The 14,915-nt window shown below is 74.2% G+C and carries 11 protein-coding genes; 4 read left to right on the forward strand and 7 right to left on the reverse strand.

Features of this window, described 5'->3' with window-relative positions; all coding sequences use genetic code 11:
• Positions 1-27 precede the first annotated feature (27 nt).
• On the reverse strand, positions 28-1,809 hold the full coding sequence (locus ABGA99_RS03390; RefSeq protein ID WP_347576898.1) for an ABC transporter ATP-binding protein: 1,782 nt from the start codon (positions 1,807-1,809) through the stop codon (positions 28-30).
• Positions 1,806-3,644: an ABC transporter ATP-binding protein gene (locus ABGA99_RS03395; protein WP_347576899.1), complete on the reverse strand. Its 1,839-nt coding sequence runs from the start codon at positions 3,642-3,644 to the stop codon at positions 1,806-1,808. Before ABGA99_RS03395 ends, ABGA99_RS03390 begins: the two co-directional genes overlap by 4 nt.
• Before the next feature lie 160 nt (positions 3,645-3,804).
• Here ABGA99_RS03395 and ABGA99_RS03400 point away from each other — a divergent pair, with 160 nt between their 5' ends.
• Positions 3,805-4,566: a L,D-transpeptidase family protein gene (locus ABGA99_RS03400; RefSeq protein ID WP_347576900.1), complete on the forward strand. Its 762-nt coding sequence runs from the start codon at positions 3,805-3,807 to the stop codon at positions 4,564-4,566.
• A gap of 47 nt (positions 4,567-4,613) precedes the next feature.
• Here ABGA99_RS03400 and ABGA99_RS03405 read toward each other — a convergent pair whose 3' ends face one another.
• The 3 genes from ABGA99_RS03405 to ABGA99_RS03415 all read right to left on the reverse strand — a co-directional run bounded on the left by ABGA99_RS03405 (position 4,614) and on the right by ABGA99_RS03415 (position 9,592).
• Positions 4,614-6,050 carry a Gfo/Idh/MocA family oxidoreductase gene (locus ABGA99_RS03405; RefSeq protein ID WP_347576901.1) on the reverse strand — a complete coding sequence of 479 codons (1,437 nt, stop codon included), beginning with the start codon at positions 6,048-6,050 and terminating at the stop codon, positions 4,614-4,616.
• Between the two features lie 113 nt (positions 6,051-6,163).
• Positions 6,164-9,124: an FAD-binding and (Fe-S)-binding domain-containing protein gene (locus ABGA99_RS03410; protein WP_347582128.1), complete on the reverse strand. Its 2,961-nt coding sequence runs from the start codon at positions 9,122-9,124 to the stop codon at positions 6,164-6,166.
• A 12-nt stretch (positions 9,125-9,136) separates the two neighbouring features.
• Positions 9,137-9,592 carry a MarR family transcriptional regulator gene (locus ABGA99_RS03415; protein ID WP_347576903.1) on the reverse strand — a complete coding sequence of 152 codons (456 nt, stop codon included), beginning with the start codon at positions 9,590-9,592 and terminating at the stop codon, positions 9,137-9,139.
• A gap of 89 nt (positions 9,593-9,681) precedes the next feature.
• On the opposite strand from ABGA99_RS03415, the gene ABGA99_RS03420 reads away from it, so the two are divergent.
• Genes ABGA99_RS03420 through ABGA99_RS03430 form a run of 3 tightly spaced genes read left to right on the forward strand, consistent with a single transcriptional unit; the run spans position 9,682 to position 12,890 of the window.
• A complete protein-coding gene (locus tag ABGA99_RS03420; protein WP_347576904.1) occupies positions 9,682-11,508 on the forward strand; it encodes an ABC transporter ATP-binding protein in 1,827 nt (608 codons plus the stop codon).
• Between the two features lie 56 nt (positions 11,509-11,564).
• Entirely contained in the window at positions 11,565-12,080 is a 516-nt protein-coding gene (locus ABGA99_RS03425) for an O-acetyl-ADP-ribose deacetylase (protein WP_347576905.1), read from the forward strand.
• A gap of 57 nt (positions 12,081-12,137) precedes the next feature.
• A complete protein-coding gene (locus tag ABGA99_RS03430; RefSeq protein ID WP_347576906.1) occupies positions 12,138-12,890 on the forward strand; it encodes a DUF2071 domain-containing protein in 753 nt (250 codons plus the stop codon).
• 6 nt (positions 12,891-12,896) lie between these two features.
• On the opposite strand, the gene ABGA99_RS03435 is transcribed toward ABGA99_RS03430, so the two are convergent.
• Positions 12,897-13,643 carry a trypsin-like serine protease gene (locus ABGA99_RS03435; protein WP_347576907.1) on the reverse strand — a complete coding sequence of 249 codons (747 nt, stop codon included), beginning with the start codon at positions 13,641-13,643 and terminating at the stop codon, positions 12,897-12,899.
• A 258-nt stretch (positions 13,644-13,901) separates the two neighbouring features.
• Positions 13,902-14,876 (reverse strand): helix-turn-helix domain-containing protein, encoded by a 975-nt coding sequence (locus ABGA99_RS03440; protein WP_347576908.1) that lies wholly within the window; start codon positions 14,874-14,876, stop codon positions 13,902-13,904.
• Positions 14,877-14,915: the final 39 nt, after the last annotated feature.

A 14,915-nucleotide genomic window follows, 5' to 3' on the forward strand; every position in this document is an offset into this window, starting at 1 on the left:
GGTCCCGTCGGCCGGCCGGCGGGCCCGTCAGCCGTGCCAGGAGCGCCACAGGGCGGCGTAGGCGCCGTCGGCTGCCACCAGTTCCTCATGGCTGCCCAGTTCGCTGATGCGGCCCTCCTCGACCACCGCGATCACATCCGCGTCGTGCGCGGTGTGCAGGCGGTGGGCGATGGCCACGACCGTGCGGCCGTCCAGGACCTTCGCCAGCGACCGTTCCAGGTGCCGCGCCGCCCGCGGGTCGAGCAGCGACGTCGCCTCGTCGAGGACCAGCGTGTGCGGGTCGGCCAGCACCAGCCGGGCGAGCGCGATCTGCTGCGCCTGCGCCGGGGTGAGGGCCGCGCCGCCCGAGCCGACCTCCGTGTCCAGGCCGTCGTCCAGCGCCCGGGCCCACTCGCCCGCGTCGACCGCGCCCAGCGCCGCCCACAGCTCCGCGTCGCTCGCCTCGGTACGGGCCAGGCGCAGGTTGTCGCGCAGCGAGCCGACGAAGACGTGATGCTCCTGGTTGACCAGAGCCACGTGCTCGCGCACCCGCTCGGCCGGCATCCGCGCCAGCTCCGCGCCGCCGAGCCGGATCTCGCCGCGCCGCGGCGAGTAGATCCCCGCCAGCAGCCGCCCCAGCGTCGACTTGCCCGCGCCCGAGGGCCCGACCAGCGCCAGCCGGCTGCCCGGCTGCAACCGGAGCGAGACCCCGTGCAGCACGTCCGCCCCCGCGCGGTAGCCGAAGCGGACCTCGTCGGCGTGGACGTCCCGGCCGCCCGGCTGCACGTCCGCGTCGCCGGGCTCCTCCTCGATGTCCCGTACGCCCACCAGCCGGGCCAGCGACACCTGGGCCACCTGGAGTTCGTCGTACCAGCGCAGGATCATGCCCACCGGCTCGGTGAGCATCTGCGCCAGCAGTGCGCCCGTCGTCAGCTCGCCGACGCTCATCCAGCCCTGGAAGACGAAGCCACCGCCGATCAGCAGCACCGAGCCGACGACCACGATGTGCGTGGCGTTGAAGACGGGGAAGAACATGCAGCGCAGGTAGAGCGTGTAACGCTCCCACGCCACCCACTCCTTGACCCGCCGGTCCGACAGCGCGATACGCCGCGCGCCCAGCCGGTGCGCCTCCACCGTGCGCCCGGCGTCCACCGTCTCGGAGAGCGCCGCGGCCACGGCGGCGTACCCCGCGGCCTCCGAGCGGTACGCGCTCGGCGCCCGCTTGAAGTACCAGCGGCAGCCCACGAGCAGCACCGGCGCGGCCAGCACCACCGCCACCGCCAGCGGCGGCGCCATCACCACCATGCCGCCGAGCACCAGCCCGACCCACACCACCGCGATCGTCAACTGCGGCACGGCCTCGCGCATCGCGTTCGCCAGCCGGTCGATGTCCGTGGTGATACGGGACAGCAGATCGCCGGTCCCGGCCCGCTCCAGCACCCCCGGGGGCAGGCCCACGGACCGGATGAGGAAGTCCTCGCGCAGGTCCGCGAGCATCCGCTCGCCCAGCATCGCGCCGCGCAGCCGCACCAGCCGGATGAAGAACGCGTGGAGCGCCAGCGCGATCGAAAAGAGCACCACCGCGCGCGTCAGATGAAGGTCCTCGACCCCCGCCGACAGATCCTCGACCAGACCGCCCAGCAGGTACGGGCCGGCCATCGAGGCGATGACGGCGACCGCGTTCACGGCGATCAGCAGCAGGAACGCCGTCCGGTGCCGGCGCAGCAGCTCCGCCACGTAGCCGCGCACGGTCGCCGGCGCGCCCACCGGCAGGGTGGTCGCGGTGCGGGGGGCGGCCGGGTCGTAGTCGGGCGGTCGCACGCCGATCATGCGGTCTCCTCCATCATCTGCGGCACGCCGCCCTCGTCGCGTACGGCGGCGCCGCCTTCCGGTACGCGGCCGGCCGCCTGCTTCTCGTCGTCCGTCTCCCGGGTGACCACGGCGCGGTACGCGACGTCCCCGTGCAGCAGCTCGCGGTGCGGGCCGTCGGCCACCACGGCGCCGTCCTGCACGAACACCACGGTGTCCGCCCGGTCCAGCAGCAGCGGGCTGGAGGTGAACACCACCGTCGTACGGCCAGCGCGGATCTCCCGCAGACTCTCGGCGATACGCGCCTCGGTGTGCGAGTCGACCGCCGAGGTCGGCTCGTCCAGCACCAGCACCTCCGGGTCGGCCACCAGCGAGCGCGCCAGCGCCAGCCGCTGGCGCTGGCCGCCGGAGAGCGACCGGCCGCGCTCGGTGATCGGCGCGCCCATCGGCGCCCCGTCGCCCTCCGGCGACTCCGCCGCCGCCTGCGCCAGCGCGGTCAGCACGTCACCGCACTGCGCGGCGGCCAGCGCGGCGGCGGGCTTGACCGATCCGGACGCGGGTACGTCCAGCAGGTCGGCCAGCGTCCCGGACAGCAGCATCGGGTCCTTGTCCTGCACGAGCACCGCCGCCCGCGCCCCCGCCAGCGGCACGTCGTCCAGCTCCACGCCGCCGAGCCGCACCGACGGCAGCTCGCCCGGCTCCGCCGGGTGCCCGCCGAGCCGGTCGGCGAGCCGCCCCGCGGCGTCGGGGTCGCCGCACACCACGGCGGTCAGCCGCCCGGCGCGGGCGCGCAGCCCGGTCGCCGGGTCGTGCATCTCGCCGCCGAGCGGGCCGTGGTCGGTGCCGGTGCCGCCGGTCGTGGTGCGGGCGAGCCCGAGGACGCGGGCGGCGCGCTTGGCGGACGGCCGGGAGAAGGAGTACGCCATCGCCAGCTCGGCGAAGTGGTGCATCGGGAAGAGCAGGAAGGTCACGGCCCCGTAGGCGGTGACCAGCTCGCCGACCGTGATCGTCCCGTTCCTGGCGAGCCCCACCCCGTGCCCGACGACGACCACCAGCAGCACCCCCGGCAGCGCCACCTGCACGGCGTAGATCAGCGCCCACATCCGCGCGCTGCGCACCGCCGCGGTCCGCACCTTCTGCGACGCCTCCCGGTAGCGGTCGAGGAACAGCTCCTCGCCGCCGATGCCGCGCAGCACCCGCAGCCCCGCCACGGTGTCCGCGGCCAGCTCGGTCGCCCGGCCGGCCTTGGCCCGCTGGTCGTCGGCGCGGCGGGTGGCGTACGGCAGCAGCGGCAGCGGCGCGAGCGCCAGGACGGGCAGCGCGAGGGCGACGATGACGCCCAGCTCCGGCGCGTAGACGACGAGGCCCGCGGTGACGGCGAGCGCGGTCACCAGCGCGGCGGTGAACCGCGAGAACGACTCGACGAACCAGCCGATCTTCTCCACGTCGCCCGTGCTCACCGCGACCACCTCGCCCGCCGCCACCCGCCGGGTGAGCACCGAGCCCAGGCCGGCCGCCTTGCGGGCCAGCAACTGCTGCACCCGGGAGGCGGCCGTGATCCAGTTGGTGACCGCCGCACGGTGCAGCATGCTGTCGCCCAGCGCCATCAGCGCGCCGAAGGCGATCAGCAGGGCGCCGGCGACCGCCAGCCGTCCGCCGTTCCGGTCCACGACCGCCTGCACGGCCATGCCCACGGCCAGCGGCATCGCGCCGAGGGGCAGCATCCACACCAGGCCCCAGAGCAGCGCGGCGACCTGGCCGCCGAGCTGCATGCGGCCGAGCCAGACGAGGAAGTGGCGGCCGGATCGGACGTCGGGTTCGCCGGGGTCCGTATGCGGCAGGTCGCGCAACTGCATGGCATCCCAAAATGGTGGTCTCGGGTGTGGGTGAGCCGTGCAAGGCTGGCGGTTCGCGGACGGGTTTTCAACCGGTTTTCCCCCGCGGCGTGCCCATTGCGCCACGGCCCGCGGGGGGCCGCCCGGCAGGATGCGGGAAGCGGCGTGTGACGATGGGCGTATGCGTGCGTACGGGACGAGCGGGCGGCTGCCGCGCCGGACGGCCGCCGCGGCGGTGGGGCTGATTCTGCTGGCGGGCTGCGGCAGTTCGGGCGACGGCGGTGACGGCGGAGGTCCGGGCGGTAGGGGCCCCGGGAAGGGCACGGACACCGGCGGGGCGAGCGCGTCGCCCCGCACCCCGCCCGGCGACATCCCCGGTGTCGGCGCCCGGTGGAACGACGAGGTGCCCGCGGACTCCCGCCAGGCCGTCGCCGTCTACGGCAAGGGCCCCGACTCCGCCGACGCCACCGTCGTGCTCTACGAGAAGCGCGGCGGGGACTGGCAGCGCCGGGAGAGCTGGCCCGCGCACAACGGCAGGAAGGGCTGGACCCCCGACCACCGCGAGGGCGACAAGCGCAGCCCCGTGGGGGTGTTCACGCTCTCCGACGCCGGCGGCGTGCTCGCCGACCCGGGCGCGAAGCTCCCGTACCTCCAGAGCCCGGCCTTCGCCGCGCCCCACTACTGGCCGAAGACGCACTGGAACGACTTCGACCTCGTCATCGCCATCGACTACAACCGGGTGCGGGGCACCTCGCCGCTCGACCCCACCCGGCCGCAGGGGCAGGGGAAGGGCGGCTCGATCTGGTTCCACATGGACCACGGCAGCGGGACGTCCGGCTGCGTCAGCATCTCCAAGTCCGGGATGACGGAGCTGCTGCGCACGCTGGACCCGCGGAAGGACCCGGTCGCCGTGATGGGCGACCGGGCCTCCCTGGCCGGCTAGCGGCGCCGCGCGCGGTCGGCCGGGCCGCGCGGCCGGTCAGCCGGCGCTCACGCCTCGTCGGGCTTCTCCGAATCGACGCCGGAGCGCTTGTCCTTCCACCCGCCGCGGGTGAAGTCCGGGATCTGCTGCGGCCTGCCGCCCGCCTTGATCGACTCGTGGCTGAGCGGCACCGGCGCGGTCCAGGTCACGGCGTCGTAGACGTCGAAGTCCGGGACCAGGCCGAGGCGCATGCACTGCATCAGCCGGAAGATCATGATGTAGTCCATGCCGCCGTGGCCGCCGGGCGGGTTGGAGTGCTCCTTCCACAGCCAGTGGTCGTACTCCGCGAAGTCCCCGAAGCTGTGCCACCGGTCGTCGGTGTGCATCGGCTCCAGGTAGATGCGCGGCTCGTAGTCCTCGAAGACGCCCTTCGTGCCCCCGAGGGAGTTGATCCGGCTGTACGGGTGCGGGGTGGAGACGTCGTGCTCCAGCCGGATGACGCGGCCCTTGGCGGTCTGCAGCACGCTGAAGGTGCGGTCGCTGCCGATGTACGTCTCCTTCCAGCTCGGGTCGCCGGAGGGCATGTGCTCCTCGCGGTACTCGGCCAGACCCAGGGCCGGGGTGCCGAAGCTGGAGATGTGCGTGACACGGTCGCCGCGGTTGACGTCCATGTAGTTGGCCGTCGGGCCGAAGCCGTGGTTGGGGTAGAGGTCGCCGCGCAGCCGGGTGTGCCACAGCCGGCGCCAGGGGCCCTCGTAGTAGTCGGGGTCGAACATCAGCCCGCGCAGGTCGTGGTTGTACGCGCCGGCGGCGTGCAGCAGCTCGCCGAAGAGCCCGGCGTGCGCCATGCGCAGCACGCGCATCTCGTTCTTGCCGTACGCGCAGTTCTCCAGCTGCATGCAGTGCCGGCGGGTGCGCTCGGAGAGGTCGACGAGGTCCCACAGCTCCTTCACGGTCATCGCGATGGGGCACTCGACACCGACGTGCTTGCCGTTCGCCATGGCCGCCTTGGCCATCTCGAAGTGCCAGTCCCAGGGGGTGGCGACGTAGACGAAGTCGATGTCGCTGCGGGCGCAGAGCTGCTCGAAGTCGTGGTCGCCCTTGGTGTACGTGGCGGGCGCCGGCTGGCCGGCGGCGACGACCTTCTTCGCGGCCCGCTCCACCTTGTCCACGACCGGGTCGCACAGCGCGGTCACCTGCACGCCCGGCTGGGCCAGGAACAGGTCGATCATGCCGCCGCCGCGGTTGCCGAGGCCCACGATCCCGACCCGTACGGTGCCGTGGGTCTCGAACGGCACGCCGATCATCGTCCTGCCGCGCCGCGGGGGCACGGCGGGTACGGCGGCTTCACCGGCTGCCCCGGCCTCCGCCGCCTGGGCCTGGGAGGCGCCGAAGGCCCCCAGGCCGAGCCCTGCACCGGCGATGCCCGCCGAGCGCAGCACCGAACGGCGGGAGTAGCCGTCGTCGGAATCGCCTGATCTCGGGGTGGCGTTCTCCTCGCGCATGCGTCCTCCGGAAGGTGTGCGGAAGGTTCGCCGCCACCCTCGCCGGACCCGGGCGCGCCGACAAGAGGTCTGCACCACTGAGGCGTTGGACTTACCGCCCGGGCCGGATGGACTTATCCGCGGCGCCCCGGGACACCCGCCGGGCGGGTGGCGCGCTCCAGCTCCAGCAGCACGGAACGGTACGAGCGGCCGGTCGCCCGGTCCATGCCGATCTCGCACATCCGGTTCGCCGACAGGTGCGCGTCGTAGCCGCGGGCGGTGACCTCCGCGGCCTCGCGCGCGGTCGCGGACGCGGTCAGCTCCTTGTGCAGCATGCCGCGGTCGCCGGCGAAGGCGCAGCAGGCCGCGTCGTCGGGCACGACGACCTCGTCCGCGACCGCCTCGGCCAGCGCGGTGAGCCGGCCGGTGTTGCCCAGGTGGCGCATCGAGCAGGTCGGGTGGACCACGGCGGAGGACGTCGTGCGCTCGATCGTCAGGTGGGGCAGCAGTTCGCCGGCGGCCCAGTCGAGCGAGTCCAGGACGGTGAGCTGTGCGTGCAGCTTGCGGCCGGCCTCCGTCAGATACGGCACGATCTCGTGCGCCAGGCCCAGGGTGCAGGACGAGGCGTCGACGACGACCGGCAGCCGGGCGCCGTCCGTCCACCGCCAGGCGGCCTCGACGATGCGGTTGGCCATCAGCCGGGTGCCGTCGTCGTAGCCCTTGGAGTGCCAGATGGTGGAGCAGCAGGTGCCGGTGACGTCGTCCGGGATCCACACGGGCCGCCCGGCGCGGGCGGAGACGGCGACGACGGCCTCCGCCAGGTTCGGTCCGCGGGCGTCGTCGGGGCCGCCGAAGATGCGGTTGACGCACGCCGGGAAGTAGACCGCGGCGGCGCCCTCGCGGACGGTGCCGGGCAGCCGGCGCGCGGCCGGACCGGGGATCTCCGGCAGCCACTCGGGTACGAGGTCGGGGCGCACCGCCCGGCGCGCGAGCCGGGTCGCGGCGCCCGGTACCCGGTCGCCGAGCCGGTGCGCCACGGCGACGGCCAGCCGCGCGGCCCGTTCGACCTGCCGGAAGCGGCGGGCGGTGCCGGCGGCGGCGCGCTCCTCGCGGGCGGAGTGCCGCGCGTGCCGGAAGTCCTTCATCATCTGCCCGGTGTCGATGCCGACGGGGCAGTCCAGGCTGCACGTCGAGTCGCCGGCGCAGGTGTCGACGGCGTCGTACCCGTACGCCTGGAGAAGGCTCCCGGTGACCGGGGCGTCCGGCGGCTGGCGCAGCATCTCCCGGCGCAGCACGATGCGTTGCCGCGGGGTGGTGGTCAGGTCGCGGCTGGGGCAGGTGGGTTCGCAGAAGCCGCACTCGATGCACGGGTCGGCGATGTCCTCGATCCGCGGGATGGTCTTCAGCCCGCGCAGGTGCGCCCGGGGGTCGCGGTCGAGCAGCACCCGCGGGGCGAGGATGCCGTGCGGGTCGATCAGCTCCTTGATCCGCCACATCAGCCCGGTGGCCCGCTCGCCCCACTCCAGCGCGAGGAACGGGGCGATGTTGCGGCCGGTGGCGTGCTCGGCCTTGAGCGAGCCGTCGAAGCGCTCGACGGTCAGCCGGCAGAAGTCGTCCATGAAGGCCGCGTACCGCTCGACGTCGGCGGGCTCCGCGGCGTCGAAGGCGAGCAGGAAGTGCAGGTTTCCGTGGGCGGCGTGGCCGGCGACGGCGGCGTCGAAGCCGTGCCGCGCCTGGTGTTCGAGCAGTGCCTCGCAGGCTTCGGCGAGCCGGCCGGGCGGCACGGCGAAGTCCTCGGTGATGAGGGTCGTACCGGCGGGGCGGGAGCCGCCGACGGCGGTGACGAACGCCTTGCGCGCCTTCCAGTAGCCGGAGATACGGCCCGGGTCGCGGGTGAACGCGTTGCCCGCGGCGGCCACGGACCCGACCGGCGCCACGAGGTCGAGCCCCGCCAGCACCTCGGCCGCCGCCGCCTCGTACGCCTCGCGCGCGGCCTCGTCCGGCGCCCGGAACTCCACCAGCAGGGCGGCCGTCTCCTTCGGCAGCTCCGCCCAGTCGGCGGGCACGCCGGCGACGCTGACCGAGGCGCGCAGCGTGTTGCCGTCCATCAGCTCCACGGCAAGCGCCCCGGCGGCGTTGAAGGCCGGCACCGCGGCCGCGGCGGCCTGGAGGGTGGGGAAGAACAGCAGTGCGGTGGAGGTGTGCCGGTCCAGCGGCAGGGTGTCGAAGACGGTGTCGGCGATGAAGCCGAGCGTGCCCTCGGAGCCGACCATCAGCCCGCGCAGGATCTGCACGGGGGTGGCGCCGTCGAGGAAGGCGTCGAGACGGTAGCCGTTGGTGTTCTTGATCTCGTACTTGGCGCGGATCCGGGCCGTCAGCTCCGCGTCCGCCTCGATCTCCGCCTTGAGCGCGAGCAGCCCGCGGCACAGCTCCGGCTCGGCGCCGGCCAGCCGCTCGTCGGCGTCGGGCGCGGCGGTGTCCACGACGGTGCCGGAGGGCAGCACGAAGGTCAGCGAGGCGAGGGTGCGGTACGAGTTGCGCGTGGTGCCGGCCGTCATGCCCGAGGCGTTGTTGGCGACGACGCCGCCGAGGGTGCAGGCGATGGCGCTGGCCGGGTCGGGGCCGAGCACGCGGCCGTGCCGGGCGAGGGTGGCGTTGGCCCGTACGACGGTGGTGCCCGGGCCGACGCGGGCGCGCGTCGCGGCGTCGTCGAGCACCTCGACGCCCGCCCAGTGCCGGCGGACGTCGACGAGGACGTCCTCTCCCTGTGCCTGGCCGTTCAGCGAGGTGCCCGCCGCCCGGAAGACCAGCTTCCGGCCGCGCTCGTGGGCGAACCGGAAGAGGGCGGAGACGTCCGCGACCGTCTCGGCGACGGCCACGGCCTGAGGCACGAACCGGTAGGGGCTGGCGTCCGAGGCGTACCGCACCAGGTCCGAGGCGCCTGTCAGCACCTTCTCCGTGCCCAGCAGCGCCGTCAGCTCGCCGCGCAGCGGCTCCGGCGTACCCGCGGCGAGGTCGTCGGCGACCCGGTCCGGCGCCGGCGCCGCTCCGCGGCCGGGGCGCAGGGCCGAGGGCTTGGGCTGGAGCAGCGGCATGGAACGGACTCCTCAGCAGGGGTGGCCGTGCGTGTCGACCAGGGGGGCGATGAGCCCGAGCAGTTTTTCACGCTGCTGTTCGGACAGCGGCTCCAGCACGTCCGCGGCGGCGGCGAGGCGTGCCCGGTGCAGCTCGGCGAGCGCCGTGCGCCCGGCCGCGGTGGTCTCGATCCGGATCACCCGCCGGTTGTCGGGGTCGGGTACGCGCCGGACGAGGCCGCTCGCCTCCAGCGCGTCCACGTGCGTGGTGACCGCGCGGGGCACGACGCCGAGGCGCTCGGCGAGGTCGGCCATCCGCGGCGGCTCCTCGTGGCGCTCCAGGGTGCGCAGCAGCCGCGACTGGGCGGGCGTGATCCCCAGCGGCTTGAAGTGGTGCTTCTGCGCGTAGTGGATCCGGCGGGTGAGCAGCAGGAGCTGCTCCGCCAACTGGCCGGTCACGTCTGCGGGGGGCGGGGGCGACTGGGACACGCTCCGAGGGTATCAGGAGTATATTCATTGTGTATATAGGTAACAATGAGCTACCCTCTCATAAGTCGTCACCCTCTTCTAGGAGGCCCATGCCGCACGATCCACTCGACGGGTGGACACCCCCGCCCTCCGATCCGGAGCAGCCCGCCCAGGTGCGCCGGATCGTCGCGCTCTTCCGTCCGTACCGCGGCCGCCTCGCCGTGGTCGGGCTGCTGGTGGCCGCGTCCTCGCTGGTCTCGGTCGCCTCGCCGTTCCTGCTCCGCGAGGTCGTCGACACCGCCCTGCCCGAGGGCCGCACCGGGCTGCTCAGCCTGCTCGCGCTCGGCATGGTCGGCGTCGCCGTGCTCGGCGGCGTCTTCGGCGTGCTCCAGACCCTCATCTCCACCACCGTCGGCCAGCGCGTCATGCACGACCTGCGCACCGCGGTCTACGCCCAGTTGCAGCGCATGCCGCTGGCGTTCTTCACCCGGACCCGCACCGGCGAGGTGCAGTCCCGCATCGCCAACGACATCGGCGGCATGCAGGCCACCGTCACCACCACCGCCACCTCGCTGGTCTCCAACCTCACCAGCGTCGTCGCCACCGTCGTCGCCATGCTCGCGCTCGACTGGCGGCTGACCGTCGTCTCGCTGCTCCTGCTGCCGCTCTTCGTCTGGATCGCCCGCCGCGTCGGCCGCGAGCGCAAGAAGATCACCTCGCAGCGGCAGAAGCAGATGGCCGCCATGGCCGCCGGCGTGACCGAGTCGCTGTCGGTCAGCGGCATCATGCTCGGCCGCACCATGGGCCGCTCCGACAGCCTCACCCGCGGCTTCGCCGACGAGTCCGAGAGCCTGGTGGACCTGGAGGTACGGGCCAACATGGCGGGCCGCTGGCGGATGGCCGTCATCGGCGTCGTCATGGCCGCCATGCCCGCCGTCATCTACTGGACCGCGGGCCTGGCCTCCGGCACCGCCGGGCAGGCCGTGTCCATCGGCACCGTCGTCGCCTTCGTCTCGCTGCAGCAGGGCCTCTTCCGGCCCACCGTCAGCCTGCTCTCCACCGGCGTGCAGATGCAGACCTCGCTCGCCCTCTTCCAGCGCATCTTCGAATACCTCGACCTGCCCGTCGACATCGCCGAGCCCGAGCGCCCCGTGCGGCTGGCCGAGCCCCGCGGCGAGGTGCGCTTCGAGAACGTCGACTTCGCGTACGAGCCCGGTCAGCCCACGCTGCACGATGTCGCGCTCACCGTGCCGGCCGGCAGCAGCCTGGCGATCGTCGGCCCCACCGGCGCCGGGAAGTCCACCCTGGGCTACCTGGTGCCGCGCCTGTACGACGTCACCGGCGGCCGGGTCACCCTCGACGGCACCGACGTACGCGACCTCGACTTCGACTCGCTCGCCCGCGCGGTCGGCGTCGTCGCCCAGGAGACGTACCTCTTCCACGCCTCCGTCGCCGACAACCTGCGCTTCGCCCGCCCCGACGCCACCGACGCCGAGATCGAGGCCGCCGCCCGCGCCGCGCAGATCCACGACCACATCGCCGCCCTGCCCGACGGCTACGACACCCTCGTCGGCGAGCGCGGCTACCGCTTCTCCGGCGGCGAGAAGCAGCGGCTGGCCCTCGCCCGCACCATCCTGCGCGACCCGCCGGTGCTCATCCTCGACGAGGCCACCAGCGCCCTGGACACCCGCACCGAGCGCGCGGTGCAGAAGGCCCTCGACGCGCTGGCCGCGGGCCGTACGACGATCACCATCGCGCACCGGCTCTCCACGATCCGCGACGCCGACCAGATCGCGGTCCTGCACGACGGCCGGATCGCCGAACTCGGCACGCACGAGAAGCTGATGGCCGCCGACGGCCGGTACGCGGCACTGGTCCGCCGCGACCTCGACGCGGACGCGAGTGCGGTGGCCGAGGGCGCGTCGGTGACGGTCTGAGCCGCCCTACGGGGCGGACGCCCGGTGCCGCCTCGCGCCCGTACTACGGTGGCGGCATGGGTGTGCTCACGGCCGTGCGCGGCGACATCACGGAGCAGCGGGTCGACGCGGTGGTCAACGCCGCCAACTCCTCGCTGCTGGGCGGCGGGGGCGTCGACGGCGCCATCCACCGCAGGGGCGGCAAGAGCATCGTGCGGGAGTGCCGCGAGCTGCGCGCCACCCGCTACCCCGACGGCCTGCCCGCGGGTGACGCGGTGGCCACCGCCGCCGGGCTGCTGCCGGCCCGCTGGGTGATCCACACGGTCGGCCCGGTGTGGTCCCAGACCCAGGACCGCTCGGCGCACCTGGCCTCCTGCTACCGCGAGTCGCTGGCCGTGGCCCGCGCACTGAGCGCCCGTACGGTCGCGTTCCCCGCGGTGTCCACCGGTGCGTTCGGCTGGCCGCTGGACGACGCGGCCCGGATCGCGGTGGCCGCCGTGCAGGAGGCCGTCGACAAGCGGGACTTCGACGAGGTCCGCTTCGTCCTCTTCGACGCGCGGGCCCTCGATGCGTTCGCCCGGCGCCTCGGCTGACGCGGCCGCGGCGGGCCCCGCCGGGCCGCGCCGCGCCGGCACTGCGATGCTGGCACCGTGCACCAGCCCGAGTCCGTCACCCCCGACGCCCCGCACGCCGTACGGTTCCCGCTGCTCACCCAGCGGTGGCTGGACCTGACGTTCGTGCACTGGGCCGTCGACCCGGACGCCGTGGCTCCGCTGCTGCCCCGGGGGACCGTGCCGGACACGCACGACGGGGTCGCGTACGTCGGGCTCATCGCGTTCCGGATGCACCGCGTCGGGTGGCTGCGGCTGCCCGCGGTGCCGTATCTCGGCTCCTTCCCGGAGACCAACGTGCGCCTCTACTCGGTCGACGCCCGCGGGCGGCGCGGCGTCGTCTTCCGCTCGCTGGACGCCGCCCGGCTGATTCCCGTGGTCCTGGGCCGGCTCGGCTTCGGGCTGCCGTACGCGTGGTCGCGGATGGCCGTCCGCCGGGCCGGCGACACGGTCGTCTACACCGGCGCACGCCGTCGGCCGGGGCCGCGCGGCGCGTACAGCCGCCTGACCGTGCGCCCGGGTGCGCGCATCGGTGAGCCGAACGAGCTGGAGCACTTCCTCACCGCGCGCTGGGGGCTGCACACCGCCTTCCTCGGCAGGACGGCCTACCTGTCCAACGAGCATCCCCGCTGGCCGCTGCACCGCGCCGAGCTGGTCGAGTACGAGGAGAACCTGGTCGCGGCGGCGGGCCTGCCCCGGCCCGCCGGCGACCCGGTCAGCGTCCTGTACTCGCCGGGTGTCCCGGTACGCCTCGGCCGCCCGCTGCGCGCCGCGGGCGGCGCCGGTCCGTAGGCCGGGTCAGCGGGTGCCGCCGACGATGGCGTCGATCCGGGACTTCACGGACGTGACGTCCCCGTAGATCGCGGGCGAGACGGCGCAGGTCCCCGCCGTGCCGCGGCTCGTGGCGCCGACCAGCCGCCAGTCGCCGGGGCCGCCGACGACCGCCGGCCCACCGGAGTCGCCGTAGCACGCGCCCCGGCCGCCGCCGCCGTTCACGCACAGCTCGTACGCGCCCTGGATGCCCGCGCAGGAGGAGTCGGCGAGGACGGTGGTGTCGAGCTGGCGCAGCCCCACCGGCGGGGCGCCGCAGCCGCGGGTCGGGCAGGTCTGGCCCCAGCCGATCAGCCGGGTCGCCGAGCCGGCGGGCGCGGAGGCGGCGATGGGGACGGGCGTCTTCGTCGAGGGGGTGGCGAGCCGCAGCAGGGTCATGTCGGCGGCGAGCTGGCGGCGTTCCACAACGCGGCGGACCTCGCCGCCCGCGGTGCGGTCGGTGGTGCCGATCCGCACCTGGTACGGGGTGCCGCAGTGCGCGGCGGTGACGACCCAGCTGGGGTCGACCAGGCTGCCGCCGCAGGTGTGGCCGCCTGACGCGCTCTGCAGCGAGGCCATGAAGGAGTACGTCTCGGAGGCGGGCTGGCCGCCCACGATCTGCGGCGTCGGCGGGGGCACGGGCCCGGTGCCGCCGGCGGCCGCGGCCGCGCCCGACATCGACAGAATGGCCACGACGGCGGTCGATAACCCGCCGAGCCGCATGATGGTACGCATTCGTCCGTTCATTCGCGTTTTCCTCCCATGGGGACATCGGCGTGTGTACGCCGGACGGGGATCGCCGGAATCGTAAACGCGAGTTCAGCGGGAGGTAAACAGCGCGCCGCGCGGAACGGTAATTCACTTACCCTGAAATCTCGGCGCTGAGCTGGGAGTTCGCCATCCGGAAATCGCGCTTCCGTGTCCTGTGCAGAAATCGCTTGCATCACGCGGTGATATGGCCACCGAAGAATGGAAGAGGGGGGGAGGAGGGAATTACTCCGGTCGGTCGTGGGGGTCGGGGTCAGGAAGCCAGCCGCGGCGCTGTGCCAGGATTCCCGCCTGGAAGCGGGTACGGGCGCCCAGTTCGTCCAGCAGCTCCGCCACCCGCCGGGTGACCGTCCGCGGGCTCACGCCCAACTGCCGGGCGATCGCCTCGTCCTTGACCCCCGCCGCCAGCAGCGTCAGCAGCCCCAGGTCCGAGCACGACGGCCGGTCCGGCGCCGGCCGCGGCAGCAGCGGCGCGGCCTGCTGCCACAGCAGCTCGAAGAGGCTCACCAGCGCGTCGAGCAGCGCGCACGGGCGGATCACCAGCGCGCTGTCCACCTGGTCGTCGAGCGCGATCGGCAGCAGCGCCACCGCGCGGTCCGCGAGCGCCAGCTTCATCGGTACCTGCGGATGGACCCGCGACTGCTCGCCGTTGGCCGCCGCCCGGCGTACCGCGGCCAGGGCGCCGGGGTACTCCAGCGACTCCGGGGCGTAGATGCCGCGTACCACCACCTGCTCGCGCAGCCGCGCCGTCACGCCCTCCTCCGAGGGCGTCACGTCCGCCGCGTACGGCGGCCGGTCGAAGACCAGCAACTCCCGCTCGCAGCCGCGGACGAGCTGTCCGAAGCGCTCGGCGATGGCCTGCCGGCCGGTGAGGATCTCCAGCAGCTCGTCGGGCTGCCGGCCGGCGCTCAGCGTCGCCGCCAGCGTCCGCGCGTTGCGCTGCAGTTCGCCCAGCTCCCGGCGGCGCCGCGCGACGAGCAGGTCGACGGCGGTGTCCGGGCGGGTGGCCAGCAGCCGCACCGGGCGCCCGGGCAGCCGGCTGACCAGGCCCACCTCCTCCAGCTCCGTGACGCTGCGCCGGGTGGCGCGCTCGGAGCGCCTCAGCTCCCCGGCGAGCTGGGCGACGGTGCGGCCGGGCGCCGCCAGCAGCGCGCGGTAGACGGACTCGGCATACGGCGGTATCCCCAGGGCCTCAAGCATCCGGCCATGGTGGCTACTTGTAGACGTGGCGACAAGACG

Origin of the sequence: Streptomyces sp. B5E4 (assembly GCF_039871555.1) — a bacterium.
Taxonomy (GTDB): Bacteria; Actinomycetota; Actinomycetes; order Streptomycetales; family Streptomycetaceae; genus Streptomyces.